We start from the raw sequence: 24,725 nt of genomic DNA on the forward strand, positions 1-24,725 counted from the left end.
AGCAATGAAGCGCCTGTTCGACTTCCTCGTCTCTGCGTTTCTGCTCGTCCTGCTCTCGCCTGTATTGGTGCTGCTTGCGCTCCTGATCTGGCTGATCATGGGTTCGCCGGTGTTGTTCCGCCAGGTGCGCCCCGGCTACAAGGCACGGCCCTTCACCGTAGTCAAGTTCCGCACCATGAACGAAGGGCGCGACGCCGGGGGCGAATTGCTTCCTGACGCCGACCGGCTCACTGCATTCGGCCGATTCCTGCGCCGCTTCAGCCTCGACGAGCTGCCGCAACTGTGGAATGTTTTGTGCGGCGACATGAGCCTGGTCGGCCCGCGCCCTCTGCTGATGGAGTATCTCGACCGCTACACCCCAGAGCAGGCGCGCCGCCACGAAGTGCGACCCGGGATCACGGGCTGGGTCCAGGTGATGGGGCGCAATGCATTGACCTGGGAACAGAAGTTCGCGCTCGATACCTGGTACGCCGATCACCGCAGTTTCTGGCTCGACCTGCGCATCCTGTGGATGACTGCGGGGCAGGTGCTTCGCAGCCGCGGGATCTCCCAGGACAGGCACGCGACCATGCCTAAATTCATGGGCAGCCCACCCGTTCCAGCATCTTCTCCGGGTAGGCTGGAGCGGCCGCTCGTCGTATCGGGCTCCGGTCCGGAAGCGGGATTCAAACCGTGAATCAGAAAAAGATCTTCATCTACGGTGCGGGCGGCCACGGCAAGGTGGTCGCCGATATCCTTCTTGCCGCCCATGTTCCGGTCGCGGGCTTCGTGGACGACAGCCCCGCATTGAAGGGTACCAAGGTTCTTGGATTTCCTGTCCTTGGGGACGGCGCGTGGCTGATCGAACGGGCGCGTTCAGAGAGCATGGCCGTGGCTCTGGGAATCGGTGCGAACCAGGCGCGCTGCAAAGTGGCGGAACGCTGCACTGCAGCCGGGATCGAGGTCCTGGTTGCTGTTCATCCCACCGCGAGCGTGGCGCCTACGGTCCAGCTCGGCAAGGGAACCGTGGTGATGGCCACCGCCGCGATCAATGCAGACGCCCGGCTGGGTCTCGGCGTCATCGTCAACACCGGAGCCGTCGTCGAGCACGACGTCGTCATCGGCGACTACGCTCACGTATCGCCGAACTCCGCACTGGGCGGGGGCGCCAGCCTCGGAGCCATGTCCCAACTGGGCATTGGCGCCACGGTTCTTCCAGGCATCCATGTGGGTTCCGGAACGACGGTGGGCGCCGGTGCCGTGGTTACGCGCGACGTGGGCCCGGAACTCGTCGTCGTCGGCATTCCCGCCAAGCCATTGAAGAGCCACCGAGCCGGTTCTTGATCCTACGACGGGGTGTTCGCGGCGCCTCGCTGCACCCAAAGCGTCCGCCACGCGGCCTGCAATTCGTCGCGGCTGATCGCGCCCAGAACGCCCCACGAGATCGCCAGCGTAGCCACCATGACCAGCACGTGCGCCATCTGCCACCGCACCTGAGTCACCCCCACCACGGCGGCGAACACCGCCAGCCCGGCCAGCACCTTGGCTGTCCGGAAGGGAAGGGGGAACACGCGTTGCGCGTAGAAGTAGATGATGAGCGCCTCCACGGCATAGCCCGCCGTCGTCGCGTAGGCCGCGCCATACATGCCCCACCGCGGCACCAGCAGCAGGTTCAACGCGATGTTGGCCGCGAAAGCCACGAAGCTCACCTGCCAGAGCAAGGCTGTGCGTTTCACCTGGAAGAGCGCCAAGTGCAGCAGGGAGAACATGGCGTGCATGAGGTAGCCGCCAATGATCCACGGGATCAGCGGACCCACCGCCCGATAGCGCGCGTCGAGCACGACCGCAACAAAGTCTTGCGCGATCACGCTGCCGAAGATGGCCACCGCGATCAGTCCGATGGCCAGCCCCGAGCCGATCCGCGCCACGATCTGCCGGCCCGGCGCGCCCTGCCGGTTCACGTCGAAGTAGAGCGGCGACCACGCCTGCGTTAGAGACATGGTCACCACCGCCATCACCATGCCGAAGGTGTAAGCCAGAGAATAAATGCCGACTTCTTCCAGGTTGCGATAGCGCGCCACGATGAAGCGGTCGGCGGCGACCAGACCCAGCGCCATGAACTGGTGTGGCAGCAGGGGCGTGGAAAGCGTCAGGATCTCGCGCACATGCCTCCAGCCGAAGCGGCCTCCCAGCCAGCGGCGCATCAGGATGAACGCCGTCGCGGCAGCGATGATGGCCGCCGCCAGTTTGCCCGCGAGCATCCCTTCCGCGCCCCCACGCTTTCCCACGACCAGCGCCAGGGAACCTGTGGCGGTCATCACAAAGAATCCCGCCGCGAGCAAGGCGTACTGATTGGGCCGGGTCTCCGCCTGATAGAGCGCCAGCCGGTAATTGACGATCTGCGCGCACGCCACCGTCGCGACGGCCAGCGCGATGTAGGGGAAGAAAGGCACGTCGAAGCGCGGCGCGACCAGCTTCAACAGCAGCGGTCCCGCCAGCAGCGAAAGCGCCACCACGCCCGCCGAGTTCCATGCCCCGAAGCGCAGCACGCTCGTCAGGAAATCGCGCAGCTCCTGCGGCCGGTCCACGTACTGGTAATAGAGCCGGGAGATGCCGCCCTCGAGCCCGAGCCCGCTGAATATGGAGACGACCAGCGCGAGGGTCTCCGCCAGGCTGATGACTCCGTAATCCGCCGGGGTCAGGAAGCGCGTGTAGACCGGCAGCAGCAGAAAATTCAGTGCGCGGATGCCGAAGTTGGCCACCGCGTAGATGGCGGCGCCGCGCACCAGCGTGCGCGCCACCTGCTGCACGGAAGGAGCGGCCGACGCCCCGCCCGCCTGCGGCACCTCTTCGATCTCGATGATCCCGGGTTCCTGCTCAGGTTGGCTCATGCGGGCGCGTCAGGGTCTCACACCAGCTTCTGCTGCACGTGCGCATTCATGGCCGCGATCTCGGGGTGCGCCCGCACATATCGCAGGATCTCGCGATAGGGAGCGAGCCGCTCACCCAGCCCGAGGCCCTCGTAGATTCGGCGCACCATGGCGAGGTCGTCGGCGGTGTCCACCGTCCAGCGCAGGTCGGAATTGTCTTCCGTGTCGGTGACGCCGCGCGTGACGAACAGCTTCGGCCGCTCTTCGAGCAGGAAGTGGGTCACGTGTTCGCGCGCCGCCGCCGACACCGCCATGCGCTGCATCCGTTCCAACGTGTCGCGGAACATGGCTTCCGTATCCAGCCCGCGCGGGTACGTCCGCGGGATGATGTTGTGCGCGTAGTCGCATTCGCCCGCGTGCGTTTTCAGCTCCGCGATCACTCGGTCGGTGACCTCCGCGTCGATCAGCGGGCAATCCGACGTGATGCGCACCACGATGTCGGCCTCGGCCTCGCGCGCCGCCCCGGCGTAGCGCGAAAGCACGTCGTCCTCGCTTCCGCGGAACCAGCGCACGCCTTCTTTCTCCGCCAGCGCGACCACCGGGTCGTCCGTCTTGTTCGTCGTCGTGGCCACCACGATCTCATCCGCGCTACGGCACGCCTTGAGCCGCCGCAGTTGTTGCGCCAGCATCGGACGCCCCGCCAGCTCCATCAGCACCTTGCCCGGCAGCCGGGTCGAGGTCATGCGCGTCTGGATGATGATCGCCGTCTTCATCTTGATCCGATGTGTAGCAGCCTTTCGCTCACATCCCTATTGTTTGTAGCCCACCGCACACCAGAATACCTTGTCGCTGAACCGGATCCGCTCCAGGCCCGCGGCGCGCATCATGCGCTCGATTTCGTCGCGGGTGAATCGCTTTTCCAGCCGGGTTCCAAAGCGGTCGAGGGCATCGTTGCGCATCACGTAAAAGCTGCGATCGCGATACGCGGAGAGCGGGATGTGGTCCACTCTGCGGCCGCTGCGCTCCAGCATCCTCGAAAATCGGGCCAGCGGCCAATACACGATTCCTGCGATGGCCGCGGCGACAGCTTCCGCGATGGGGGCGGGGGAGCGCGAAACGGCTCGCCGGACGATGTTGCTCACTCGCCACACCGCCCGGTACCAGGCGGGACGATTGTCGAAGGCGTAGTACAGATACAGCAGGAAAGGCGCGCCGGGCTTTAACTTTCTGACACAATCCTTGATGCCGGCCTGCGTATCGGGAACGTGGTGCAACACGCCCAGGCTGTAGCCGAAATCCATCGAGCCTTCCGCCAGCGGCATGTCGTCGACACTGGCGCAGTGGAAGCGGCAATTGGGGAACTCGGCGAGATTGCGGCGGGCGACCTCCAGCGCAGCGCTGGGATCGATGCAGTGCAGCTCGCGCACTCGCCCGGCGACGTATCGCGCCCAGCGTCCCGTCCCGCATCCCAGATCGAAGCCCACCGCATCGGCCGGCAGACTGTCCCAGGGGAAGATCTCGAAATAATCTTCGAAGATCCGGCGCAGTTCCGGCTCGGCAAGTCCCTGCTGGTCGAACTTCTGCCACTCCCGGCCGAAGGATTCGACCACCGCCGGATCGACGTTTCGCGCAGGCATACCCTTAAATACATCACCGCAGGATAGATCGCGCAACCTCACGAGCTCTGCTGCTCCGTCCACAGGGATTCCGGCGCTTCCGGCACTTTCGGCCACAAAGCCGACGAGCGGCTCTCGACATAGAGCTCGATCTTCGCCGGTTCCAGCACTGTTCTCGTCAGCTCCGCGATCACCAGGTCCATCGGCACCATCCACGGGTTCGAGGTGTACGTGTGGTGCTTTGCGTCACGGTCCTGCGGCAGCCAGGGAATGTCTTGCCGTTCCGGATAAAGCGCCGCATCCTGATAGAAATACTCCGCGCGCGTCATGTCGATGCCGCACAGCACGATCCGCCGGTAGCCCATCCGGATCCCGAGGCTGATCACGCTGCTGACCGATCCGTTGTATTTCAGCAGGGAATCGAAACGCGGCGTTTGCCGGAACGCGCCGCTTCGCACCAGGTACGCCACCGCGGCCGCCAGTTCGCGCTCGTTGCGCGCCAGCATGGAGATGGTCTTCGCCGCATACAGGTTCCGGCGGATCCCCGCCGGTAATTCGAAGAGCGATTCCCGCGGCGGTTCCATGTCCATGATGACTTTCAACGTCTCGGCGTAGCCGTCCGCGCGCTCTGCCAGCGCATCCAGCAGCGTCTTGTACGCGGGATTGTCGCGCGCCAGACTTTCAAAAAAATAGATCTTCGGCACGAAGGGATGGAACAGCCAGAAGTTGAATCCCACGGTGTCGTGCCGCGCGACCACCTTCCATCGTTCTGCCGGGATGTGGTTGATGGAGGCCCCGCTCCCCAGCACGAACAACGTATCGCTGCCCTTGATCCTGCCCAGGTCGAATTCGCCGAGCGAGGGCACGCCGGCGCGCCGCCGCGCCTGCTCTCCCAGCCGCTGCTCGCGCCACCGGTGCACCTGCGCATACAGGCGCATCAACAGCGGGTGCGGCAGCGACTTCGCGCCCTCTCTGACCCATTCCAGCACCTCGCCAGCTCCTAGCGCACCGACCGGACCAGTTCGAAAGCCTCGGCCGCATCGCATCCCGCCACGCTGCCCCAGCGCCGCGCGATTGCCGCCAGCGCCTCCGGCGATCGCGGATGCGGGAACGCGCGCGCCTCGCTCTCGTACAGCGCCATGGCCCGCTGCTTCACTTCGATCCCGCCCGCCGAGATGTCCACGAACACGTTGGCCCGGAACGCCGGCGCGAAGTTCTGGAAGGCCCACTCGGTCGAAGAGGCGATCTCGAAGGTGTAGACCTCGCGCACGGGATGCCCCTTCATCGGACGCGTCGCCGTCAGCACCGCCCGGTGGGTGATGACGTGGTCCATGTTGAGGTCGCCGCCGTGGTGCGTGTAGATGACTTCGGGCTTGAACCCCGCCACCAGCGACTCGACGATCTTCACCACCTCCAGCAGCGGCACGGTATCGAAACGGTTGTCGGGCAGGGAATGCAGCGAGAGTTGCTTCGCCCCCAGCAGCTTCGCCACCTCGCCGGCCTTGCCGTGCAGCGCCTTGATCAGCGCCGGATCGGCCTTCTCCCGATCGTCGTAACGCGAGGTGACGCCTTCCCCGAGGATGGCGATCGCCACCTCGTTGCCCTCCCGGCTCAGGCGCGTGATCGTGCCCCCGCAGCCCAGCACTTCGTCGTCGGGATGCGCCGCCACTACCAGGATCTTCATGCCGGGATCCGCTCCTGATCCTTCATCAGTATCTCCAGGCTCTTCGGGCCGCAGTTGAACAGCAGGTCCAGCAATGACAAATGCGAAATGAACGCGCCGTGCAGTTGCGAGTATTCGGGGTGGCGGTACTCCTGGAACACGACCTCAATCCCTGCCCGCTGAAAATCCTCCACCCGGGCGTAATCCCGCCCCAGTGCTCCGAAGATGTACGTTTTCGCTCCTAGCTTACGGCACATGTCCAGCACCACATCGGATTTCGCGCCCACCAGCCCCAATTCCGACGCCCGCAGAAACCTCACGTTGATGCCAAGCACTTCGAGGAACCAGCGCAGCATGTGCTCGTTCAACTCCCAAAGCCACTGCCACTCACGCTGGTACACCGATCGCAGGAACTCCTCGTATTGCGCAAAGAACGGCGCCTTGCGGTAGTTCAGCGAGATCGCGTTCCAGTGCTTGCGCCGCCACGGCTCGCGGTTGTTGATCTCGATCTCGCGGATCGGCTTCTCGCGGTGTCCCTTTGTCAGCACCGGCACCGTCAGCCAGATCGCCCCGCTCGCCGTTTTGATCTTGTTCCGGTTATTCCAATCGCGCGGCAGGTACTGCACCTCGTCGAACGAAACGAACGTGTCTGCCGAGGCGATTTTGTGGAACAACCCAAGCCATGGCAGGTACACGGGCTGATGCGCCGTCAGGATCACTCTATTCAATGACTCCGTACGAGATCGTCGACCCGAACGCAAACCGTTGCAGCCGGAACTTGTTGATGTCGAGCACGTCGAGGGCGGCGAGGGTCTCGCCGGGCCAGTCCCGCAGATTAAGCTCGTCAAACGCGATTACCGCGCCTTTGGGCATGCGTGGGCGGAAATACTCCAGCGCGACCTTGGTCGGCTCATAGACGTCGAAATCCATATACAGCAAGCTGACCAGCAGGTGCGGATTGTTCTTCACGTACTGCGGGATCGTTTTGGTCGCATCACCGCGCACCAGTTCGACCTTAGGGATGTGCCCGACGGACCGGTTGGCGTCGTACAGTTCCACGCATTGTTCGATCTCGGCGTAAGAATCGACCGCGAGCCCGCCGGCATGCGCGTCGGGAGAGGCGCTACCCTTGTCTCTTACGGACATCCGCGTGAACCCGGCGAACGTATCGAAACCGATCACCCGCCTCGGATGATTCGTCGGCTCGAAGATGGCGCTCAACTGGGCAAACGTCATCAGCCCTCCACCGAAGTTCACCCCGCACTCCACGATGGAGCCGTGGACGTCCAGCACTCGCTTGAAGATCTCATACTTGATCAGGAAATTCGTTAGGTTCTGCCGCGGAACGTACATCGGGAAGTTCATCATCTTCTCGACGAAGGAGTACTGCCCGTCGGCTCTCTCCTCGAGTCGTTCTATATAGGTACGCTCGTTGTCCGTGCGTGAACTCGTATTGAACCGGTACGGCTTGGTTCCGCGCTTCTCCCGGTTGGGCCGCGTTGCTGCCTTAGCTTTCGTGGACACGTTCGCTGCTCCTGTACAAGTACATCGTGAAATCCCGTGGATGATAGTCGTGGCGTAAGACTACCTTTGGCGTCAGCTTGCGGCAAAACGCCAGCACCTTCACCGGGTCCGCGTGGAACTCGCCCGGGTCCCTGTGTTCAGCCCAACTGCTGAGAGAATTGAACGCCACGCCGCGCGTGCAGCTCTCGAACATGCGTTTGACCATGGCTTGCAGGTATTCGAATGCGGACTTTTGCCGCAGGGCGAAGATGCCACTGCTCACAACGTAATCATATTTCTCGCTGCTTTTCTCTTCGAGCAGGTTCATCACGCGGAAATCCAGCGCGGGAAAACGGTGGCGCGAACTCTCGATCATTCTTGGAGTGATGTCGATTCCCGTATAGCGTGTCTGGATCTTCTTTGACTGTAACCAATCCACGAAATGGCCCAAACCGCATCCCACGTCCAGCACGCGTGCGCCTTCGAGGTCTCCGACCTGCGCCAGCACCGAAAACCGCAGCTGCTGCGATTCGGCGCTGCCCCAATCGAGCGCGCGGGAGTCATCGCCGAATTTCTTGACGAGGCGGGTGAACACTCGCACATTCCTGCGGTTGTCCTCTCGCCAACCGGCCTTCGTCACTGCCGCACCGCTCCTTTGCGGTTGGGTACGCCTGCGGTCCGTGTGAGCGTGAGTTCGACGTGTTGCGGAGGACAGTGCCGGGGTGATGAATTCTCTTGAAATCCTGCCTTCAGGAATCCCGCCCTTCCCGCAGGATTGTCCTGCCGCACGCAAGCGATTACCACCTGCACGTCCCACTTGCCGAAGATTCGGCGGCAACCGTCGCGAATCGCCTCTACGCCCAGGCCGCGACCCGTGTATCTCTCCAGCAGATATGCGGAGACCACGCAGCTCTCGCCATCGACACGGTCGAAGCGCACCTGTCCCGCCGGCTGTTGGTCGACCTCCACGATGAACATCCTGCGCTCGGATCCAGTGACGGTGGCCTGGAACCAGTTGGCATGCTCGTCCCGGCTGACGGTCTTCTGCGATGAGCCACGCGCCACGATGAAAGGATCGTTGCGCCAGCCGAAGACTAGGTCCGCGTCCGCCAAGGTAGCGGGTCGCAAAGATACTGCCGCGTTCCCCACATTCCCTTCACTCATAATTGCGATCCCATTTTGGGAAAAAGTATAGCTTAAAGCTATGTCAAGAACTTTATCTTTAAGACCTCTATCTCGTTGCTGCTAAACGGCCTGCCGAATGGTCCGCGTGTCTTCCTGTACTTCAGACTTGCTACACTGGAATGAGCGAGATCATTCTCGTCGTCCGTCCCATATTCGATGGTCCTAGGTCTTTGAAAACAATTGATTTGCTTGATATCAGGAGCTAAGTCGAGGCGTTTGGCGGGCGTGAGCAAGGCGGGAGCCCGCCGCCGAGACCCTGACGCGAAGCGGAAGGGTCTCCTGACCGCCTTGATATCAAGCGCCAAGTCGAGGCGTTTGGCGGGCGTGAGCAAGGCGGGAGCCCGCCGCCGAGACCCTGACGCGAAGCGGAAGGGTCTCCTGACCGCCTTGATATCAAGCGCTAAGTCGAGGCGTTTGGCGGGCGTGAGCAAGGCGGGAGCCCGCCGCCGAGACCCTGACGCGAAGCGGAAGGGCCTCCTGACCGCCTTGATATCAAGCGCTAACTCCTTTATTTCGATTGATCCGGGGAGGGGGGTAGGGGGGTAAATCTGGAGTGGTGAAGACGGACTTACCCCGACTTCGCTCACGACAGGTCCTCCGCCCGGATCGATTGTCCCGCAGCCACCGCGCGCGCCAACGGGCGTCCCACCAACCGCTCCACGTTCTTCGGCGGTATTCCGGTGCCCGGACGGCGGTATGCGATGTCGTCCATCTGCAGCCGATGTCCCGCCGGCAGATTGCGAACCGCCACGCACGACAGCCGATAGTTCATCCGTCCCTCGGCTTCCGAAGGCGTCGGCCCGATTTTCTCCGTGCCCAACTGCGCCTCCAGCGTGCGAACACTGTGCGTCAGCAGCCGGAATTCCGCGGGATCGGAAGAAAAGCGGTGGTCGGGACCGGGAAAAGTTTTGTCGAGCGTGAAATGTTTCTCGATCATGCACGCGCCCAGCGCCACCGCTCCGATCGCGGCCACCACACCTTCGCTGTGATCGCTCAGGCCGGCGAGGCACTCGAAGCGCCGCCGCAGTTCCGCGATCTTTCTCAGGTTCACATCCTGTACCGGCGTTGGATATGACGACGTGCAGTGCAGCAGGACGAGATCGCGTCCGCCCGCCTCCCGGTAGGCGCGCACCGCGTCCTCGATCTCCTCCGCCGTTGCCATCCCGGTGGAGAGCACGGTGGGCAGGCCAGTCCGCGCCATGGCCCGGATCAGCGGCAGGTGCACCAGGTAATCTGAGCCGTTCTTGAGCAGCGGCGCGCCGATACGCACCAGCTCTTCCACTCCTGCCTCCCCTGTGGGTGTGCTGAAGAAGATGACCCCGCGCCGGTCGCAGTGCTCCCGCAGGGCCGCGAACGCTTCCGGCCTCAGCTCGCAGCGCTTGAACATCTCCCACTGCGATTCCACGACTTTCTTGCCTTGCGAAACGTACTCGTAGGTCAGCGAGCGGTCGCTGAGAAAGTCTTCCGTGCGGTAGTTCTGGAACTTGACTGCATCGGCGCCGGCATCGGCCGCGGCATCTATGCACTTGTGCGCCAGTTCCATGTCGCCGTTGTGGTTGATGCCGACCTCGGCCGCGAGCAGGCACGGATGCCCGTCTCCGATCGCCCGCTTTCCGATGCGGATCTCCATCATGCCCGCGTCTCGCACATGGCCGCGATCACTCGCTCCACTCCATTGCCGTCCACCAGCTCGCGCCCGCGGCGCGCCATGGCCGAGCGCTTGTGCTGGTCTGGCACCAGTTTCTTCAGGGCGTCGGCGATGTCGTCGGCCGCCAGGTTTGGCGTGAAGTCGAGTGTGATCGCGAACCCCTTCTCGCTCAAGTGCCGTGTCCCGGGGCGCTGGTTGTCGGCCACGCAGATGCCCACGAACGGGACCTGCATGAACAGCAGCTCCCAGGAGGTGCTTCCGGTCGCCGACACCGCGACGTCGGCCCATTCCATCAGTTCCGGCATCTGCGTCGTAGTGCTCACCAGTTCGATCGGCAATCCCAGCCCGGCGACCAGCGCCTGGAGTTCCCCGTGGTGCGGATTCGCCGGCCCGACCGCCACTTTCACCGCGATTTCCTGCAGCCCCAGCTTCGCCACCGCCGAGATCGCCAGCGCGGTCACATTCCCCGCGTCCGCCCCGCCGATGGTGATCAGGACGTTGCGCGCCACCTCAGGAAACATGTTTCGCAGTCGCCCGCGCGAGCGGAATTCGCGCCGCAGCAGGGAATAATCCGTCCCCAGCAGCAGCCGCGTGTTTGGCGACCGTTTGCCGTACCAGCCCTCGTCGGCGCCGAGGTTCTGGTTCAGCACCAGCTCGGCGCTGTACTCGCTACTGTGCCCGTAATCGTCCACGAACAGGACCGGGTAGCCGGCCGCCTGCATCTGTCGCTGGTATTCGGCGCCGAACCCGTACCCATCCAAGACCACCCAGTTCGCCCCGGACTCTCTCGCCGCCTCCACCGTGGCCGCGGCATCGCCGGCCCCGCGGATCTCTTTGGTCGCGATGTTCTCGGATTCGAGCCGATTCCGGACCTTGGCCTCGGGCGTCCGCATCGCGTAGGTGACCGCGCCGCCCCCGTCCTGCCACGCCTGCGCCAGCGCCAGGCAGCGCATCACGTGCCCCGTCCCGATCTCGACGTTCGCGTCGGCCCGCACCAGAAGGCGCTTGCCGCGGACCCCGCGCTCAGCCGCCATACCGGCGCACGACCTTGCCGACCGCCTCGATCACGTCGCTCACGTCCTGGTCACTCATTGCCGGGAACATGGGCAGCGACACGATCTGCTCGTACGCCCGCTCCGCCACCGGGCACATCCCCGGCTTCGTTCCCAGGTTCTTGCGATAGTAGGGATGCAGATGAACGGGGATGTAGTGCACGTTCACCCCGATCCCCTCGGCGCGCAGCGCCGCGAAGATGTCTTCTTTTTTCGCTTTGGGAAGGTCGAACCGGACCACGTACAGGTGATACGCGTGGCTTACGCCCTCTCGCTTGCCCAGCGGGCGCACACCGCCGATGGTCGCGAACGCCTCGTCGTACCGCCGCGCGATCTCCCGCCTCCGCTCCAGCCACTGCGGCAGCCGGCGCATCTGCGCCACCCCCAGCGCGCACTGCACGTCCGACAAGCGGTAGTTGAATCCGAGGGTCACCATTTCATAGTACCAACTGCCCTTGGCGGCGCGCTCCCGCGCGTCTGTGTCGATGCCGTGGTTGCGGAACGTGCGCATCTCCCGCGCCAGCCGCTCGTCCTGGCAAACGATCATCCCGCCTTCACAGGTGGTGATGTGTTTCACCGGATGGAAGCTGAACACGGTGAGTTCCGCCAGCGTTCCCACTCGCCTCTCGTTCACGGTGGCGCCCAGAGCGTGGCAGGCGTCGGCGATCAGCGTGAGCTTGTGTTCCCGCGCGATCTTCCGCAACTGCTCGTAATCGCACGGCTGGCCGGCGTAATCGACCGGCAGGATCGCCCTGGTCCTTTCGCTGATCTTCTTGCGGACATCGGCGGGATCGAGCAGCAGGGTATCGGCGTCCACGTCGGCGAACACGGGCTTTCCGCCCGCGTACAGCACCGCATTCGCGCTGGCCGCGAAGGTCATCGCCGGCACGATCACTTCATCGCCCGCTCCGATCCCCGCCGCGTGCACAGCCGCGTGCAGCGCGGCCGTGCCGCTCGACACCGCGACCCCGTGGGATGCGCCCACGAACTCCGCGACGGTGCGCTCGAATCGCTCCACCATCGGCCCGCAGGTCAGCCAATCGGAGCGCAGCACTTCGGCCACGGCGTCGATATCTTCCTGCTCGATCCACTGCCGGCCGTAGCCCAGCATCTTTTCCCGCACCGGCGCCGTCTTGGAGCTAGTGTGCGGCACTGCCGGTTCGCTCCTGAGCGAGGGGCTCCGCCGGGCCCCCGTCTTGCAGCAGGGATTGGAGTTCGGTGTCCGTCAACCAGCGCGGATTGCTGTCGCTGGTGTAGCGGAACCCATCCGGCAACTTCTTGCCGTGCGCCCAGTTGTCCTGGCCCCACCAGGGATGGTTGGGCTTGATGACGAACATATCGTCCAGCTCGACCGTGTGCCGCGCCTCGTCCTCCGAGACCAGCACTTCGTGCACCTTCTCGCCCGGGCGGATGCCGATGGTCTCTGTCTTGCATTCCGGCGCCACCGCCTTCACCAGGTCCAGGATGTTCATGCTCGGCAGCTTGGGGACGAAGATCTCTCCGCCGTGCATCTCGCGCACGCAGCGCATGACGAAGCGCGCACCTTGGTCCAGCGTGATCCAGAATCGCGTCATGCGCGGATCGGTGACCGTCACCTTTCCCGATGCGCGCTGCGCCAGGAACACCGGGATCACGCTCCCCCGGCTGCCCACCACGTTGCCGTAGCGCGACACGCTGAACCGCGTCTCGCGGTCGCCCGAATACGCGTTCGCCTGCACGAACATCTTCTCCGCGCACAGCTTCGTCGCCCCGTACAGGTTCACCGGGTTCACGGCCTTGTCGGTGCTGACCGCCAGCACCTTCTTCACCCCCTGGTCGAGCGCCGCATCGATGACGTTCTTCGCGCCCACGATGTTGGTCTGCACCGCCTCGAAGGGGTTGTATTCGCAGGCCGGGACCTGCTTAAGCGCCGCCGCGTGCACCACCACGTCCACTTCGTGGAAGGCCCGGTTCAGCCGCTCGCGGTCGCGCACGTCGCCCAGGAAGTAGCGCATCGGCGACCCCGGGCCACCGGGGAACTCGCGCTGCATGTCGTGCTGCTTGAGTTCATCGCGGCTGAAGACGATCAGCTTCTTCGGGCGGTGCTCTTTCAACGCGATGTGGAGGAACTTCTTGCCGAACGACCCGGTGCCGCCGGTGATCAGGATGACCTTATTCTCTAGATCCATTGCGCCTCAACGGCTTGCGTGCAGCTCGTCCCGGCCCTTCGCGCGCCACGGACGCATCCCCGGTCTCGCGGGACCCGGGGAACTGGTGCATTATGACAACCCTCCCGCAGCTTCGCAATTCGAGCCTCCACTTTTTGCCGACTTTGATTCCCCGGAACCGCATCTCATTGCAAGTTGTCACCGTCCGGGGTACGCTCTTGGCGAACTCTTCTATCCTCCGGGGAGGGGCCATGCAGGGACTGAATCGACTGACCTACTGGCTTGGGTGGGTCTTCTTCGCCCTGGCCGTGATCGGGCGCATTTTGATCTACACGCCGATATCGGAACGAATGATCGAGGTCAACGTGCTGCCTCGTAATTTCCTCCAGCTTTCTTTCCTGTTTTTCCTGGTTTCCATTGCGACCACGCTGATGAACCGGGAAAAGCCATAGAGGGTTGGGTCTCCAGTCCCGCTAGAATGTCCGCAGTGAAGCCCGAGGTCGCTACCACACAGCAAAAACTGGCCATCGAAGGCGGCAAGCCGGTGCGCACCGCGCCCCTTCCGCCCTGGCCGTACTTTGCTCCCGATGAGGTCGAGGCTGCCGCCGCCGTCCTGCGTTCCGGCAAGGTCAATTACTGGACCGGCGAGCACGGCCGCTGCTTCGAGCGCGAGTTCGCGGATTTCGTGGGCTGCCGGCACGCGGTCGCTCTGGCCAACGGTACCGTGGCCCTCGAGGCCGCCCTCTACGCCCTGGGCATCGGACCGGGCGACGAAGTCATAGTACCCAGCCGCACCTTCATCGCCTCCGCCTCCTGCGCCGTCATGCGCGGCGCCACGCCGGTCATGGCCGACGTGGACCGCGACTCCGGCACGCTGACCGCTGCTGCGGTCCGTGCCGCGCTCACCTCGCGCACCCGCGCCATCGTCGCCGCTCATCTGGGCGGATGGCCGTGCGACATGGGTCCCATCCTGGACCTGGCTCGCGAGCGCGGCATCAAGGTCATCGAGGACTGCGCGCAATCCCTTGGCGCTACTTACAATGGCCGTCCCACCGGATCGCTGGGCGACCTCGCAGCTTTTTCTTTCTGCCAGGACAAGATCATGACCACCGGCGGCGAAGGCGGCATGGTCACCGGAAACGATCCGGCTCTGGTGGAGAAAATCTGGTCCTTCAAGGATCACGGCAAGAGTTGGGACGCCTGCTACAACCGCCAGCACCCGCCTGGCTTCCGCTGGCTGCACGAATGTTTCGGCACCAACTGGCGCATGACGGAGATGCAGTCGGCGCTGGGGCGCGCCACGCTGCCCAAGGTGCCCGAGTTCCTCCGGATCCGTCGCCGCAACGCGCAGGTACTGATTGACCGTTTCAGCCGCATCCCCTCGCTTTGCGTGCCCGTACCATCCGCCGGTTTCGGCCATGCGTGTTACAGGCTCTACGCTTATCTCGACCCGGCCCGTCTCTCTCCCGGCTGGGACCGGGACAGGATCATGGACGCCATCACCGCGGAGGGCATCTTCTGCCAGAGCGGCAGTTGCAGCGAGATTTATTTGGAGAAAGCCTTTCCGCCTGAGATGCGGCCCGCCGGTCGCCTTCCCGTCGCGCGTGAACTGGGCGACACCAGCCTCATGTTCCTCGTCCACCCCACGCTGAGCGAGCAGGACATGGCCGACACCGCTCGTGCCGTCGAAAAAGTGATGGCTGTCGCCGGCCGTTAGGTTACGGCACCGTCCATAGACCCAGGTTCGACCAACCGGCCGACTTTCCGCCCGTATCGCTCACATTCGCGAAGAGGTGTTTCGATCCCGCGAACCCGGGGGTGAACGTCAGCGCCAGATTCACCGTCAGGTTGTTGCCCGACGGCGTGGCCGATGACGTGCCCGCGTTCAGCGTACACTGGCTGTTCGACAACGTGCCCGCCTGGCCTAGCGGGATCGGAGCCAGCAGGTTGAAGCCGCTGTCGTTGTACATGGTGATGGTGTTGTTGCTGTTGTTGTAGATCAAGGCGCAGCCGCTGATCGTAGTCAGTGCTCCGTTCACGATGGCCTGTGCGTTGGTGATCGCGCTGGCGCCACCCGTGTCGGAGTACACGAAGCTGAAGGTCTGGCTGCTCCCGCTGCCCGAATTCGGCGTCACCGACACATTGGATGGCTGCGTTGCCCCGCTGCCGGTGTTCCACGTGCCCTTGTTCTGCCAGCCGGCCGACTTGCCGCCGCTGTCTGTCACGTTCATGAAGATGGCCTGCTGCCCGGCAAATGCGCCAGTGAACGTCAGCGCCAGGCTCAACGTCAGGTTGTTGCCCGACGGCGTGGCCGATGACGTGCCCGCGTTCACCGTACACTGGCTGTTGGATAAGGTGCCCGCCTGTCCAATAGGAATAGGCGTCAGCAGGGTGTTGCCATCGTCCTTGTACAGCGAGATGGTGTTGTTCGAATTGTAGTAGACGAGGGCGCAACCGCCCGTGGTGGTCAAGCCCGAATTGAGGATCGCCTGCGCCACGGTGATCGCGCTGGCGCCACCCGTGTCGGAGTACAAGAAGCTGAAAGTCTGGCTGGTACCGTTGCCACTGTTGGGCGTCACCGACACATTGGACGGCTGCGTGGCTCCGCTGCCTGTGTTCCACGTGCCCAGGTTCTGCCAGCCGGCGGACTTGCCTCCGCTATCGCTGACGTTCATGAGGACGGACTGCTGTCCGGTAAAGGCCGGGGTGAAGGTCAGGGCCAGCTGCAGGGTCAGGTTGTTGCCCGATGGCGTGCTCGACGAACTGCCGGCGTTGAGGCTGCAACGGCTGTTGGACAAGGTGCCCGCCTGCCCCAGCGGGATCGGTGTCAGCAGGTTGAAGCCGCCGTCGTCGTACATGGAGATGGTGTTGTTGGCGTTGTTGTAGACCAGGGCGCAAGCGCCGACGGTGGTCAACGCGGTGTTGAAGATGGCCTGGGCGATGGTGATTTGGCTGGCGCCTCCAGTATCCGAATAGACGAAACTGAAAGCGTTGCTGGTGCCGTTGCCACTATTGGGCGTCACCGACACATTGGACGGCTGCGTGGCTCCGCTGCCTGTGTTCCACGTGCCCATGTTTTGCCAGCCGGCGGATTTGCCTCCGCTATCGCTGACGTTCATGAGGATGGATTGCTGTCCAGCAAAGGCCGGGGTGAAGGTCAGGGCCAACTGCAGGGTCAGGTTGTTGCCCGACGGCGTGCTCGACGAACTGCCGGCGTTGAGGCTGCAACGGCTGTTGGACAAGGTGCCCGCCTGCCCCAGCGGGATCGGGGTCAGCAGGTTGTAACCGCCGTCGTCGTACATGGAGATGGTGTTGTTGGCGTTGTTGTAGACCAGGGCGCAAGCGCCGACGGTGCTCAGCGCGGTGTTGAAGATGGCCTGGGCGATGGTGATTTGGCTGGCACCACCCGTATCCGAGTACGCGAAGGTGAAGGTCTGAGTGTTGCCCGAGCCGCCCAGGGGCGACGCGGACACGTTCGCGGGCTGGAAGGCCCCGCTGCCCGTGTTCCACGTGCCCATGTTCTGCCAGCCGGCGGACTTGCCCCCGCTATCGCTGACGTTCATGAGGACGAACTGCTGTCCGGCGAAGGCCGGGGTGAAGGTCAGGGCCAGCTGCAGGGTCAGGTTGTTGCCCGAAGGCGTGCTCGACGAACTGCCGGCGTTGAGGCTGCAACGGCTGTTGGACAAGGTGCCCGCCTGCCCCAGCGGGATCGGAGTCAGCAGGTTGAAGCCGCCGTCGTCGTACATGGTGATGGTGTTGTTGGCGTTGTTGTAGACCAGGGCGCAACCGCCGATGGTGCTCAGCGCGGTGTTGAAGATGGCCTGGGCGATGGTGATTTGGCTGGCGCCACCCGTATCCGAGTACACGAAGGTGAAGGTCTGAGCGTTGCCAAAGCCGCCCAGGGGCGACGCGGACACGTTCGCAGGCTGGGAACTGCAGGAAGGAAACTTGAAGCTGGCGATGCGCGTGTGCCAGTTGAAGCTCCCACTGGCAGCGAGGTACTCATTCGTATACCAGAACGTGCAGTCGTCCACTGGGTCCACGCTCATCGCGCTGTAATCGCCCCAGCGATCAAGCCCGCCCGTCTGCGACCCCGCCCCGGACATCAGCGTGGTCTCCGTGCCCAGCGTTCCTAAAGGATCGCCGGCCAGCCGCGTAGCGTATGCGATGGAGGGGAAGAACAGCGACGAGCTGGACACGCTGTAGCCGACCGCGATATTCCCTTGCTGGTCCATCGCCATGCTCCCCATCCAGCGCCAGCTCGAGTCTGGAGCCCACGTACCTGTTTGAGGCACAGTCGGCGTGCCATTCGGGTTCTGGATCTCGTACCACCGGATGCCGGAAGAGGTTCCCGCCACCACCGCGTGGTTCACCACTAGCGATTCGTGCGTGCCGAAGTTGCGGTAGGCGAGGCGATGCATCACGCGGTCCGACAGTGAGTCCAACAGCTGGCCCGTGCCTTTCTGCGGGATGCAGACCGTGTTGAATCCGTTTCCCGGCTTCGGATCGCAAGTTGCCGTGAACGCCGTCACCGCGATCAGACCTGCAGAAATACTGTTAGGTGAGGGCCCATTCGGGCTCACCCAGTTCACGCCATTTAAGGTCGAATTCGTCAACGTGGTCCAGTCCACGTGGAACTTCCATAGTCCCAGGTCGGAGTTATCGAACCACTCCAGGAAGTAATTCGGCGACCCCGCTGACGGCGGTGCCGCTCCGTCCAGGTCGGCCGGGAGCAGGCCGGAATCGGTGATGTTGAAACAGACCTGATTATTGCCTGCCGGCGCGTTGGGCGGATTCGAACTTGGCGTCCCGGCAGGTCCGGGCGCGCCTCGCGTCGCGGCGCCGGTCAGCATGTTCGCGCGATCCAGCGCGCACACTTTTCCGCCTACGAAGCTGCCGGTCGGGCTAGTGAACACGTTGTAGGACATGTAATACGCATCCGGCCAGATGCCGATCTTCGGGTAGTCGGGAAACTGCGAGTACGAGAAGAAGTAAAGAAAGTACGAGCCGGTCGCGTCCGAAGTCTGGGAAACCGCCACGCACTCGTAGTACGGTCCGGTCGCCGGTGTGGGGCTGGCGTTGCCGAACTGGGTGATGATCCAGCGATCGGCGAGGTGGTCGTAGAGGACGATCCCGTCTCCATCGTTCGTCGTCCGGCAAGGATTATTCGAAGCCAGCGAGGAGAACAGCGAATTCGTCGCCGTCGGTCCGGAAAGCTTCGTCAATGTCTGTTTATCGAAGACCATGATCGAGGTATTGACCAGCTGCACGTATTGGGTCCGCCCGACCGCGCCGCCCGTGTCCGGCGGTGCGACGTTGACGTTGAACGTGCCGTTCGGGCCCGAGAAGCCCTCGCCCATTCCCTCGAAATTGCTTGTCTGGACGTCTGGTGTCTCAGGTCCCGGCTGCGTTTGCGCAGCGGCATCGCCGGCTGGTTGGAGACCCTTGGCCCTGGCTTGAGCACCGGGCTTCGCGGGGAGGTGGTGCAATGGCACGACGCGCCGGTCCGGTACCGCCGACAGTTTGGGCAGGCTGCGCAACGGCGGCGAGAGGGGCGCTCTGTCGGACGCCTCTTGTCCGCCGGCAACGCCGGCAAGAATCCAGATCAGGAGTCCAAACTGGATTATCTCGAGGAAACGACGGCTGGCAGTTTTCATGCCAATGGCCTGCCCCACTAGAGTCATAGGATTGGTCCAGAGTTTCTGAATTGTGGACTATTTTGCGCCGGCACGCGACCAGAAAAATGGAAAAATCAGGAGCGCCCCTCCCGGGATAAGACTGCCTCGCGACAGGAGGCCTCGATTCGAGAGGTCATGCGCTATCCTAGCGCTGTCATGTTGCGTGTTCTATTCCTGTGGCACATGCACCAGCCCTTCTATAAGGACCTGGTGACTGGCGAGTACCGGCTTCCTTGGGTCCGGCTGCATGCGCTCAAGGACTACTACGGGATGGTGAAGCTGCTGGACGAGTTCCCCCGCGTCCACCAGAACTTCAATCTGGTCCCTTCGCTGATGGCGCAGATCGAGGAGTACGCCTCCGGCGCCGCGCGCGATCCCTTCCTCGACGTCGCTGCCCGGCCCGCGCGCGACCTCTCGCCCGACGACCGCCGCTTCGCCATCCAGTACCTGTTCCAGGCCAACGTCGCCAACATGATCGGCCGGTACCCGCGCTACCGGGAACTCTGGGTGCAATTCCGCAGCGTCGGCGAAAACCCCGACAAGGCCATGCGGTATTTTCAGACGCAGGACTACACCGATCTCCAGGTCCTGTCGCAGCTCGCCTGGTTCGACGAATTCTTCCTCGCCGAGCCCGATGTCGCCGCACTGGTCAAGAAAGCGCGCAATTATTCATTGGAAGACCAGCAATTCGTCGTCCAGAAGCAGAAGGAGTTGGTGCGGCGCGTCCTGCCCGCCTACGCCGACGCGGCCAGGAAGGGCAGCATCGAGCTCTCGACCTCGCCTTTCTACCACCCTATCCTTCCTTTGCTCTGCGACACTGACGAGGGCCGCGCCTCCGTGCCCGGTCTGCCCCTGCCGCAGAAGCGCTTCTGCCATCCCGGAGATGCCGAGGAGCAGCTCCGCCGCGGCCTCGATCTGCACGAGCGCATTTTCGGGATGCGCCCGCGCGGCGCATGGCCTTCGGAAGGCAGCGTCTCCGAGGAGGTCCTGGCCATCGGCCACAAGGTCGGACTGGAGTGGATGGCCACCGACGAGGGCGTCCTTGGCCGCTCTCTCGGCCAGTTCTTCCACCGGGACAGCGAAGGCCGGCTGCTCGACCGTGGCCCCGAGCAGCTCTACACCATCTATCGTTACCAGAAGTCGGGAGCGGCGATGCACATGATCTTCCGCGATCACTCGCTCTCCGACCTCATCGGCTTCGTGTACTCCGGCATGCCCGCCAAGGACGCCGCCACGCACCTCATCCACCGCTTGAAAGAATCCGCGCAACCATTACTGAAAGCAGGGAAAGACGCTGTTGTTCCGATCATCCTCGACGGCGAGAATGCGTGGGAGTTTTATCCTCAATCCGGCCGCGAGTTCCTGCGCCGCGTGTACGACGCGCTCAGCCGCGATCCGGAGATCGAAGCCGTGACCATCTCCGAGGCCATCGCCCGCCAGAAGCAGTTCGCGCCTTTGAAGCAGCTCGTCCCCGGCTCATGGATCAATGCCAACTTCAACGTTTGGATCGGCGCGCCCGAGGACAATCGCTCCTGGGATTACCTGCACGGCGCGCGCGAGTTCTATTCCGCCGCCGCGCCCAAAGCGGCCGAGCCGCAGCGCCGCGTCGCTTTCGAGGAGATCCTCATTGCCGAGGGCAGCGACTGGAACTGGTGGTACGGCCCCGAGCACCACTCCGCCAACGACCGGGACTTCGACGAGCTCTACCGCAAGCACCTGTCGAACGTCTACCACGTGCTCGGCGCCACCCCGCCCGAGCACCTCGCGCAGCCCATCGCCGCCGCCGTGGTGCGCCCCTACTTCGTCCCCCAGAGCACGCACATCCATCCGCGCATCGACGGCCAGCTCACGGGCTACTTCGATTGGATCGGCGCCGCCATGTACACCGCCGACCGCCGTTCCTCGGCCATGCACGGGAAGCAGTTCCTGCTCGATGCCGTTTATGCCGGCATCGACGAAGAGTGGCTCTACGCACGCCTGGATTTCGCCGGCGGGGTCCCCGACGGGCGCTTCGACCTCCGCATCAGCATCGAACGCGAACCTGCGGGCGCCGCGGCCCCGTCCAAGTCCCAGGCGGAGACCGTGGCTCTCACCAGCACCTCCGGCCGCACCCGGATTCGTCAGGGCCGCGTTGCGGCAAATGCCATCCTGGCGCAGCACATCAGCGCTCGCACCAAAGGCAAAGGGAAGTCAAAAGATTCCGCCGCCAGAGCGGCTGGAGGTCTCGCCCAGCATGAGCTCCGCTTCGACCTCGCCATCGACGATCGCAAGATCACGTCCGTGACCTCCACCACCGGCGGGAAGGAAGCCGCCTCTGTTGCCCCCGAAGGCTTCGAGGTCCACCTGAAGAAGACCTTCGAAATGAAGCTGCCGCTCGCCGCTCTCGGTTCCCAGGCCGGCGACAAGCTTCATCTCCGATTCAGCCTCTGGCGGGACCGCCTTCCCATCGACGCTCTTCCGCTCGAGGGCTCTCTCGACCTCCAGCTCCTCTCCGACGATGAGCTTCGAGCATTCGCAGGTTAGAAGTAGAGCTTGATGCGGCCGGAGCAGATCCGCGGCGAGGCATACTGGATCGGGGTCTCTTCGCTTTCCTTGGCGATCTGATAGCGGCTGTCGCCGAGGTTCAAAAGGTTCAGTTCGAACACCGCGCGGCGGTGTTCCGCGTGCCAGATGTTGAGCCCCGCCGCCAGGTCCACGGTCCCATGGCTGGGCAGCCGCACCTGCCCGTTCTGGGCCGCCGTGCCGCTGCCGTAGCGCACGTTGGTGCCGGCGAACAGGTCACGCCATTTGTTGCGGTAGTAGACGCTCACCGTACCGCTGTGCGGTTCGTCGAACGCCGGCAGGAACATCTGCCCCGGCGCGATGTCCTCGCCGACGGCAAACCCTCCCGAAGCTGGGCCGAAGAAGAACGTCCGCTGGTACGCGTACTGCAGCCGCGCCGTGATCCCGATCTTCTCCAGTTGCTTCAGCGTGAATCCGGCATCCACGCCGTAGGTTCGGCCGGCCGCCGAATTGATCGGCAGGAACAGGCGCGTGACGCTGATCTCCCGGTACTCGAACGGCGTGCTCCCCTTGTGATAGAAGCCGGTCAACTCGAACGTCAGCTTGGGGTGAAGCTCCTGGTTCAGGCCCAACTCGAAGTAGTGTTGGCGGTAGGGCTTCATCGTGCCGACCCGGTCGCCGGGGTCCGGCGCCGACGTGCCGAAAAAGTCCGCGAGTTGTACGAATTCCAGCGGCGGCGGCGAGAAGAACCGGTTGTACGAAAAGTGGATCGTGCTCCGGCTCGAGGGGATGTGGTATGCGAGCGCGAACCGCGGACTCACCTGCACGAATGTGTTCGTCAGGTCGAAGTGGTCCCAGCGCACTCCAAGATCTGTGCTCAGGTTGGGAGTGAGCGAGATGTGGTCCTGCACGTACAGGCTCGCCTGTCCGCCGAGGATTGCGCTGCGGAAGCTGAAGGCTGGCGGGTCCTCCGGCGGCAGCGGGACCTCGCGCGAGTCGAACGTGAAGTTCTCCCGCAGACGCAACCGGGTCAGATCGACGCCGGCCTTAAAGATGTGCCGGCCATGGGAGTAAACCAGATCGGACTTGATCCCGGCCGTGAGACTGTTTCGCAATCCGTCGCCGTAGGGCGTGATTGGGTCTGTCGTCGGCGCCAGCCGGTCTTCCAGCGTCCTCTCGTACAGCGAGGTCGAGAGCAGGACATGAGACGTAAACGTGTGTTGCCAGCTCAAGACGGCGGTCTGCGAGCGAAGTCGGCGCGTGGCGTTGCGCCCCACCTCCTGGTCTTCCGCCAGATTCGGCAACTCGAAGTTCGTGCCCCCTCCGGTGAGGAACAGGCTCAACGTGTCGTGGGTGAGCCGGCAATCGAACTGTCCCGCTCCCCGCAGCCCGAAACCGAAATCGTGCAATTGCCGGGGCTCGGGTGGGTTCAGGAACCAGTCACTGGTGAATCCGTTGCCGAACAGATAATAGCCGCACTTGCCGGACACGCCGCCGTATTCCGCGGTCGTGTCGCTGCTCTTGAATGTGCCGCCTCCCACGCTGGCGGATCCGTGTCCATTCAGATCGTGTCCCGAGCGCGTGGTCACATCGACGATGCCTCCAAAACGGTTCCCAAATTCCGCCGGGAAGCTCCCCGACACCATGTCTACCGTCTCGAACATGTCCGGACTCAGCCCCGGGCTGAACTGCTCCTGCGGATTCTCGAGGAACGAGACTCCATTGATGAATTCCTGCAGCGACACTTCGTTGCCGCGCACGTGGACGAAGTTGTCGTGGCTCAGGGTGGCGCCGGGAAAGTTGTACAAGGCCAGCGTGGGGATGTCCCGCTTGAGCGGGGACGGCATGGCGGAGAGTTCGGCGTGCGTCAGCAGCCGCGAGTTGCCTGTCTCGCTCATGCTGATATCGGCCGAGCGGACCTCGACCTCCTGTTTCACTGTGGTCTTGGCGACGAGTTCGATCTGCACCACGATCGGCTGGCGCGGCTTGGCCGCGAACTCGTACTCCGCGCTGTAGAACCCAGTCGCGGACGCCGTGATCTCGTACTCTCCGGGCGGCACTCCAAGGAAGCGGAAATTCCCCTCGGCATCCGTCGTTTGTCGCTGCTCGATGCGGCCGTGCTTCAGGACGACCGCGGCCCCAGGCAGCACCCGGCCGTGATTGTCGCTGACACGCCCTTCCACGATGGACTGCGCGGCGGCAAACATCCCTGAGAATAACACCAGCATCCAGGCTGTCGCTTGGAGGGCCCTCATGACCTTTTCCTGCAAACAATGACAGGCATCGAAAATGTGCGGGGCCGTTTGCGCCGGTCCCTGACGACGGGTACAGGGCCGCGGGAAGTTCGCCAACCAAGCTCCCAGCCCATGTCCAGCGGCGTACAGCTTACGCGCGCTCGGCACGATTGTCAGCCACGCGATTTCCGCGTTGGAAAGTGCCGCCGCCGCCGTCCAAATCGCCAACTTGTTCGGCGCTCCGACCGGTTACGGGCTGATTCTGGGACTTGAAGACCGAAAAGGGGAGCGCTTTCGCGCTCCCTTCGACTGCCGATTCCCAACGGTTTACTTTCCCGCGCCCGTCATCGCCATCGGACGGCTCAACTCCATGGTGATCTCCGAGCCCGCCGGCAACTCCGCGGAGTGACGCTTGGTCAGCCAATGGGCCACGGTGACGCTGGCGCCCACGGTTGCGCCGATCAGCGCGCCCTTGCCGCCGCCGGCCAGCGCCCCCACGCCAAGCCCGGCCCCGGTGCCGATCGCGATCTCCTTCTTGTCCCCGCCCGTCGCTCCCGCACCCTTGATCTTGCCTTCGTCGGTGACCCTGGTGCCGGAGTGCTTGTCCGTATCCACCACCACGGCGCTGATGTTGAACTTGTTTCCGTC

Annotated in this window: 21 protein-coding genes; 5 read left to right on the forward strand and 16 right to left on the reverse strand. The window is 63.8% G+C overall.

Annotated features, from left to right (window positions below; translation table 11 throughout):
* The first annotated feature begins 4 nt into the window (after positions 1-4).
* Both LAN37_10235 and LAN37_10240 read left to right on the forward strand, forming a co-directional pair.
* Positions 5-676, forward strand: a complete 672-nt coding sequence (locus tag LAN37_10235) for a sugar transferase (GenBank protein MBZ5647589.1) — start codon at positions 5-7, stop codon at positions 674-676.
* The gene (locus LAN37_10240; protein MBZ5647590.1) at positions 673-1,323 is read left to right on the forward strand and encodes an acetyltransferase; all 651 of its coding nucleotides are present in this window, start codon (positions 673-675) and stop codon (positions 1,321-1,323) included. Before LAN37_10235 ends, LAN37_10240 begins: the two co-directional genes overlap by 4 nt.
* Before the next feature lie 2 nt (positions 1,324-1,325).
* On the opposite strand, the gene LAN37_10245 is transcribed toward LAN37_10240, so the two are convergent.
* The 13 genes from LAN37_10245 to pseB all read right to left on the reverse strand — a co-directional run bounded on the left by LAN37_10245 (position 1,326) and on the right by pseB (position 13,684).
* A complete protein-coding gene (locus tag LAN37_10245) occupies positions 1,326-2,870 on the reverse strand; it encodes a lipopolysaccharide biosynthesis protein (GenBank protein ID MBZ5647591.1) in 1,545 nt (514 codons plus the stop codon).
* 17 nt (positions 2,871-2,887) lie between these two features.
* Positions 2,888-3,622 (reverse strand): glycosyltransferase family protein, encoded by a 735-nt coding sequence (locus LAN37_10250; protein ID MBZ5647592.1) that lies wholly within the window; start codon positions 3,620-3,622, stop codon positions 2,888-2,890.
* Between the two features lie 36 nt (positions 3,623-3,658).
* Positions 3,659-4,486, reverse strand: a complete 828-nt coding sequence (locus tag LAN37_10255; protein MBZ5647593.1) for a class I SAM-dependent methyltransferase — start codon at positions 4,484-4,486, stop codon at positions 3,659-3,661.
* Positions 4,487-4,524: 38 nt separating this feature from the next.
* The gene (locus tag LAN37_10260; protein ID MBZ5647594.1) at positions 4,525-5,454 is read right to left on the reverse strand and encodes a hypothetical protein; all 930 of its coding nucleotides are present in this window, start codon (positions 5,452-5,454) and stop codon (positions 4,525-4,527) included.
* Positions 5,455-5,465: 11 nt separating this feature from the next.
* Positions 5,466-6,149: a PIG-L family deacetylase gene (locus tag LAN37_10265; GenBank protein ID MBZ5647595.1), complete on the reverse strand. Its 684-nt coding sequence runs from the start codon at positions 6,147-6,149 to the stop codon at positions 5,466-5,468.
* Positions 6,146-6,856, reverse strand: a complete 711-nt coding sequence (locus tag LAN37_10270) for a WbqC family protein (protein MBZ5647596.1) — start codon at positions 6,854-6,856, stop codon at positions 6,146-6,148. Before LAN37_10270 ends, LAN37_10265 begins: the two co-directional genes overlap by 4 nt.
* Positions 6,849-7,496: a class I SAM-dependent methyltransferase gene (locus tag LAN37_10275; protein MBZ5647597.1), complete on the reverse strand. Its 648-nt coding sequence runs from the start codon at positions 7,494-7,496 to the stop codon at positions 6,849-6,851. The genes LAN37_10270 and LAN37_10275 overlap by 8 nt, the downstream gene beginning before the upstream one ends.
* Before the next feature lie 139 nt (positions 7,497-7,635).
* Complete coding sequence (locus LAN37_10280; GenBank protein MBZ5647598.1) at positions 7,636-8,226, reverse strand: class I SAM-dependent methyltransferase; 591 nt, start codon at positions 8,224-8,226, stop codon at positions 7,636-7,638.
* 41 nt (positions 8,227-8,267) lie between these two features.
* A complete protein-coding gene (locus tag LAN37_10285) occupies positions 8,268-8,795 on the reverse strand; it encodes a GNAT family N-acetyltransferase (GenBank protein MBZ5647599.1) in 528 nt (175 codons plus the stop codon).
* Positions 8,796-9,399: 604 nt separating this feature from the next.
* Complete coding sequence (locus tag LAN37_10290; GenBank protein MBZ5647600.1) at positions 9,400-10,449, reverse strand: N-acetylneuraminate synthase family protein; 1,050 nt, start codon at positions 10,447-10,449, stop codon at positions 9,400-9,402.
* Positions 10,446-11,498: a UDP-2,4-diacetamido-2,4,6-trideoxy-beta-L-altropyranose hydrolase gene (gene pseG / locus LAN37_10295; GenBank protein MBZ5647601.1), complete on the reverse strand. Its 1,053-nt coding sequence runs from the start codon at positions 11,496-11,498 to the stop codon at positions 10,446-10,448. Before pseG ends, LAN37_10290 begins: the two co-directional genes overlap by 4 nt.
* A complete protein-coding gene (gene pseC, locus LAN37_10300) occupies positions 11,488-12,627 on the reverse strand; it encodes a UDP-4-amino-4,6-dideoxy-N-acetyl-beta-L-altrosamine transaminase (GenBank protein MBZ5647602.1) in 1,140 nt (379 codons plus the stop codon). Before pseC ends, pseG begins: the two co-directional genes overlap by 11 nt.
* Before the next feature lie 28 nt (positions 12,628-12,655).
* Positions 12,656-13,684 (reverse strand): UDP-N-acetylglucosamine 4,6-dehydratase (inverting), encoded by a 1,029-nt coding sequence (gene pseB, locus LAN37_10305; protein MBZ5647603.1) that lies wholly within the window; start codon positions 13,682-13,684, stop codon positions 12,656-12,658.
* A gap of 230 nt (positions 13,685-13,914) precedes the next feature.
* On the opposite strand from pseB, the gene LAN37_10310 reads away from it, so the two are divergent.
* Positions 13,915-14,115 (forward strand): hypothetical protein, encoded by a 201-nt coding sequence (locus LAN37_10310; GenBank protein MBZ5647604.1) that lies wholly within the window; start codon positions 13,915-13,917, stop codon positions 14,113-14,115.
* Between the two features lie 26 nt (positions 14,116-14,141).
* Entirely contained in the window at positions 14,142-15,380 is a 1,239-nt protein-coding gene (locus LAN37_10315) for a DegT/DnrJ/EryC1/StrS aminotransferase family protein (protein ID MBZ5647605.1), read from the forward strand.
* A gap of 1 nt (position 15,381) precedes the next feature.
* On the opposite strand, the gene LAN37_10320 is transcribed toward LAN37_10315, so the two are convergent.
* Positions 15,382-19,023, reverse strand: a complete 3,642-nt coding sequence (locus LAN37_10320; GenBank protein ID MBZ5647606.1) for a hypothetical protein — start codon at positions 19,021-19,023, stop codon at positions 15,382-15,384.
* 474 nt (positions 19,024-19,497) lie between these two features.
* Here LAN37_10320 and LAN37_10325 point away from each other — a divergent pair, with 474 nt between their 5' ends.
* A complete protein-coding gene (locus LAN37_10325; GenBank protein MBZ5647607.1) occupies positions 19,498-21,864 on the forward strand; it encodes a glycoside hydrolase in 2,367 nt (788 codons plus the stop codon).
* Here the strand turns inward: LAN37_10325 and LAN37_10330 are convergent.
* A complete protein-coding gene (locus LAN37_10330) occupies positions 21,861-24,098 on the reverse strand; it encodes a TonB-dependent receptor (GenBank protein MBZ5647608.1) in 2,238 nt (745 codons plus the stop codon). The genes LAN37_10325 and LAN37_10330 overlap by 4 nt on opposite strands.
* 306 nt (positions 24,099-24,404) lie before the next feature.
* Positions 24,405-24,725: hypothetical protein (locus LAN37_10335; GenBank protein ID MBZ5647609.1), on the reverse strand; the 321-nt coding region annotated here is incomplete at its 5' end.

It is taken from the genome of Terriglobia bacterium, from assembly GCA_020073495.1.
GTDB lineage: Bacteria > Acidobacteriota > Terriglobia > Terriglobales > Acidobacteriaceae > JAIQFD01.

What these genes read in the sequence shown, in the direction of transcription:
- LAN37_10275 (MBZ5647597.1), bottom strand. Translation starts at nt 7,496, where the DNA reads ATGATGAACTTCCCGATGTACGTTCCGCGGCAGAACCTAACGAATTTC.
- LAN37_10250 (MBZ5647592.1), bottom strand. Translation starts at nt 3,622, where the DNA reads ATGAAGACGGCGATCATCATCCAGACGCGCATGACCTCGACCCGGCTG.
- LAN37_10315 (MBZ5647605.1), top strand. Translation starts at nt 14,142, where the DNA reads ATGTCCGCAGTGAAGCCCGAGGTCGCTACCACACAGCAAAAACTGGCC.
- LAN37_10310 (MBZ5647604.1), top strand. Translation starts at nt 13,915, where the DNA reads ATGCAGGGACTGAATCGACTGACCTACTGGCTTGGGTGGGTCTTCTTC.
- LAN37_10235 (MBZ5647589.1), top strand. Translation starts at nt 5, where the DNA reads ATGAAGCGCCTGTTCGACTTCCTCGTCTCTGCGTTTCTGCTCGTCCTG.
- LAN37_10320 (MBZ5647606.1), bottom strand. Translation starts at nt 19,023, where the DNA reads ATGGGCGAGGGCTTCTCGGGCCCGAACGGCACGTTCAACGTCAACGTC.
- pseC (MBZ5647602.1), bottom strand. Translation starts at nt 12,627, where the DNA reads ATGCTGGGCTACGGCCGGCAGTGGATCGAGCAGGAAGATATCGACGCC.
- LAN37_10330 (MBZ5647608.1), bottom strand. Translation starts at nt 24,098, where the DNA reads ATGAGGGCCCTCCAAGCGACAGCCTGGATGCTGGTGTTATTCTCAGGG.
- LAN37_10290 (MBZ5647600.1), bottom strand. Translation starts at nt 10,449, where the DNA reads ATGATGGAGATCCGCATCGGAAAGCGGGCGATCGGAGACGGGCATCCG.
- LAN37_10325 (MBZ5647607.1), top strand. Translation starts at nt 19,498, where the DNA reads ATGTTGCGTGTTCTATTCCTGTGGCACATGCACCAGCCCTTCTATAAG.
- pseB (MBZ5647603.1), bottom strand. Translation starts at nt 13,684, where the DNA reads ATGGATCTAGAGAATAAGGTCATCCTGATCACCGGCGGCACCGGGTCG.
- LAN37_10255 (MBZ5647593.1), bottom strand. Translation starts at nt 4,486, where the DNA reads ATGCCTGCGCGAAACGTCGATCCGGCGGTGGTCGAATCCTTCGGCCGG.
- LAN37_10265 (MBZ5647595.1), bottom strand. Translation starts at nt 6,149, where the DNA reads ATGAAGATCCTGGTAGTGGCGGCGCATCCCGACGACGAAGTGCTGGGC.
- pseG (MBZ5647601.1), bottom strand. Translation starts at nt 11,498, where the DNA reads ATGGCGGCTGAGCGCGGGGTCCGCGGCAAGCGCCTTCTGGTGCGGGCC.
- LAN37_10245 (MBZ5647591.1), bottom strand. Translation starts at nt 2,870, where the DNA reads ATGAGCCAACCTGAGCAGGAACCCGGGATCATCGAGATCGAAGAGGTG.
- LAN37_10285 (MBZ5647599.1), bottom strand. Translation starts at nt 8,795, where the DNA reads ATGAGTGAAGGGAATGTGGGGAACGCGGCAGTATCTTTGCGACCCGCT.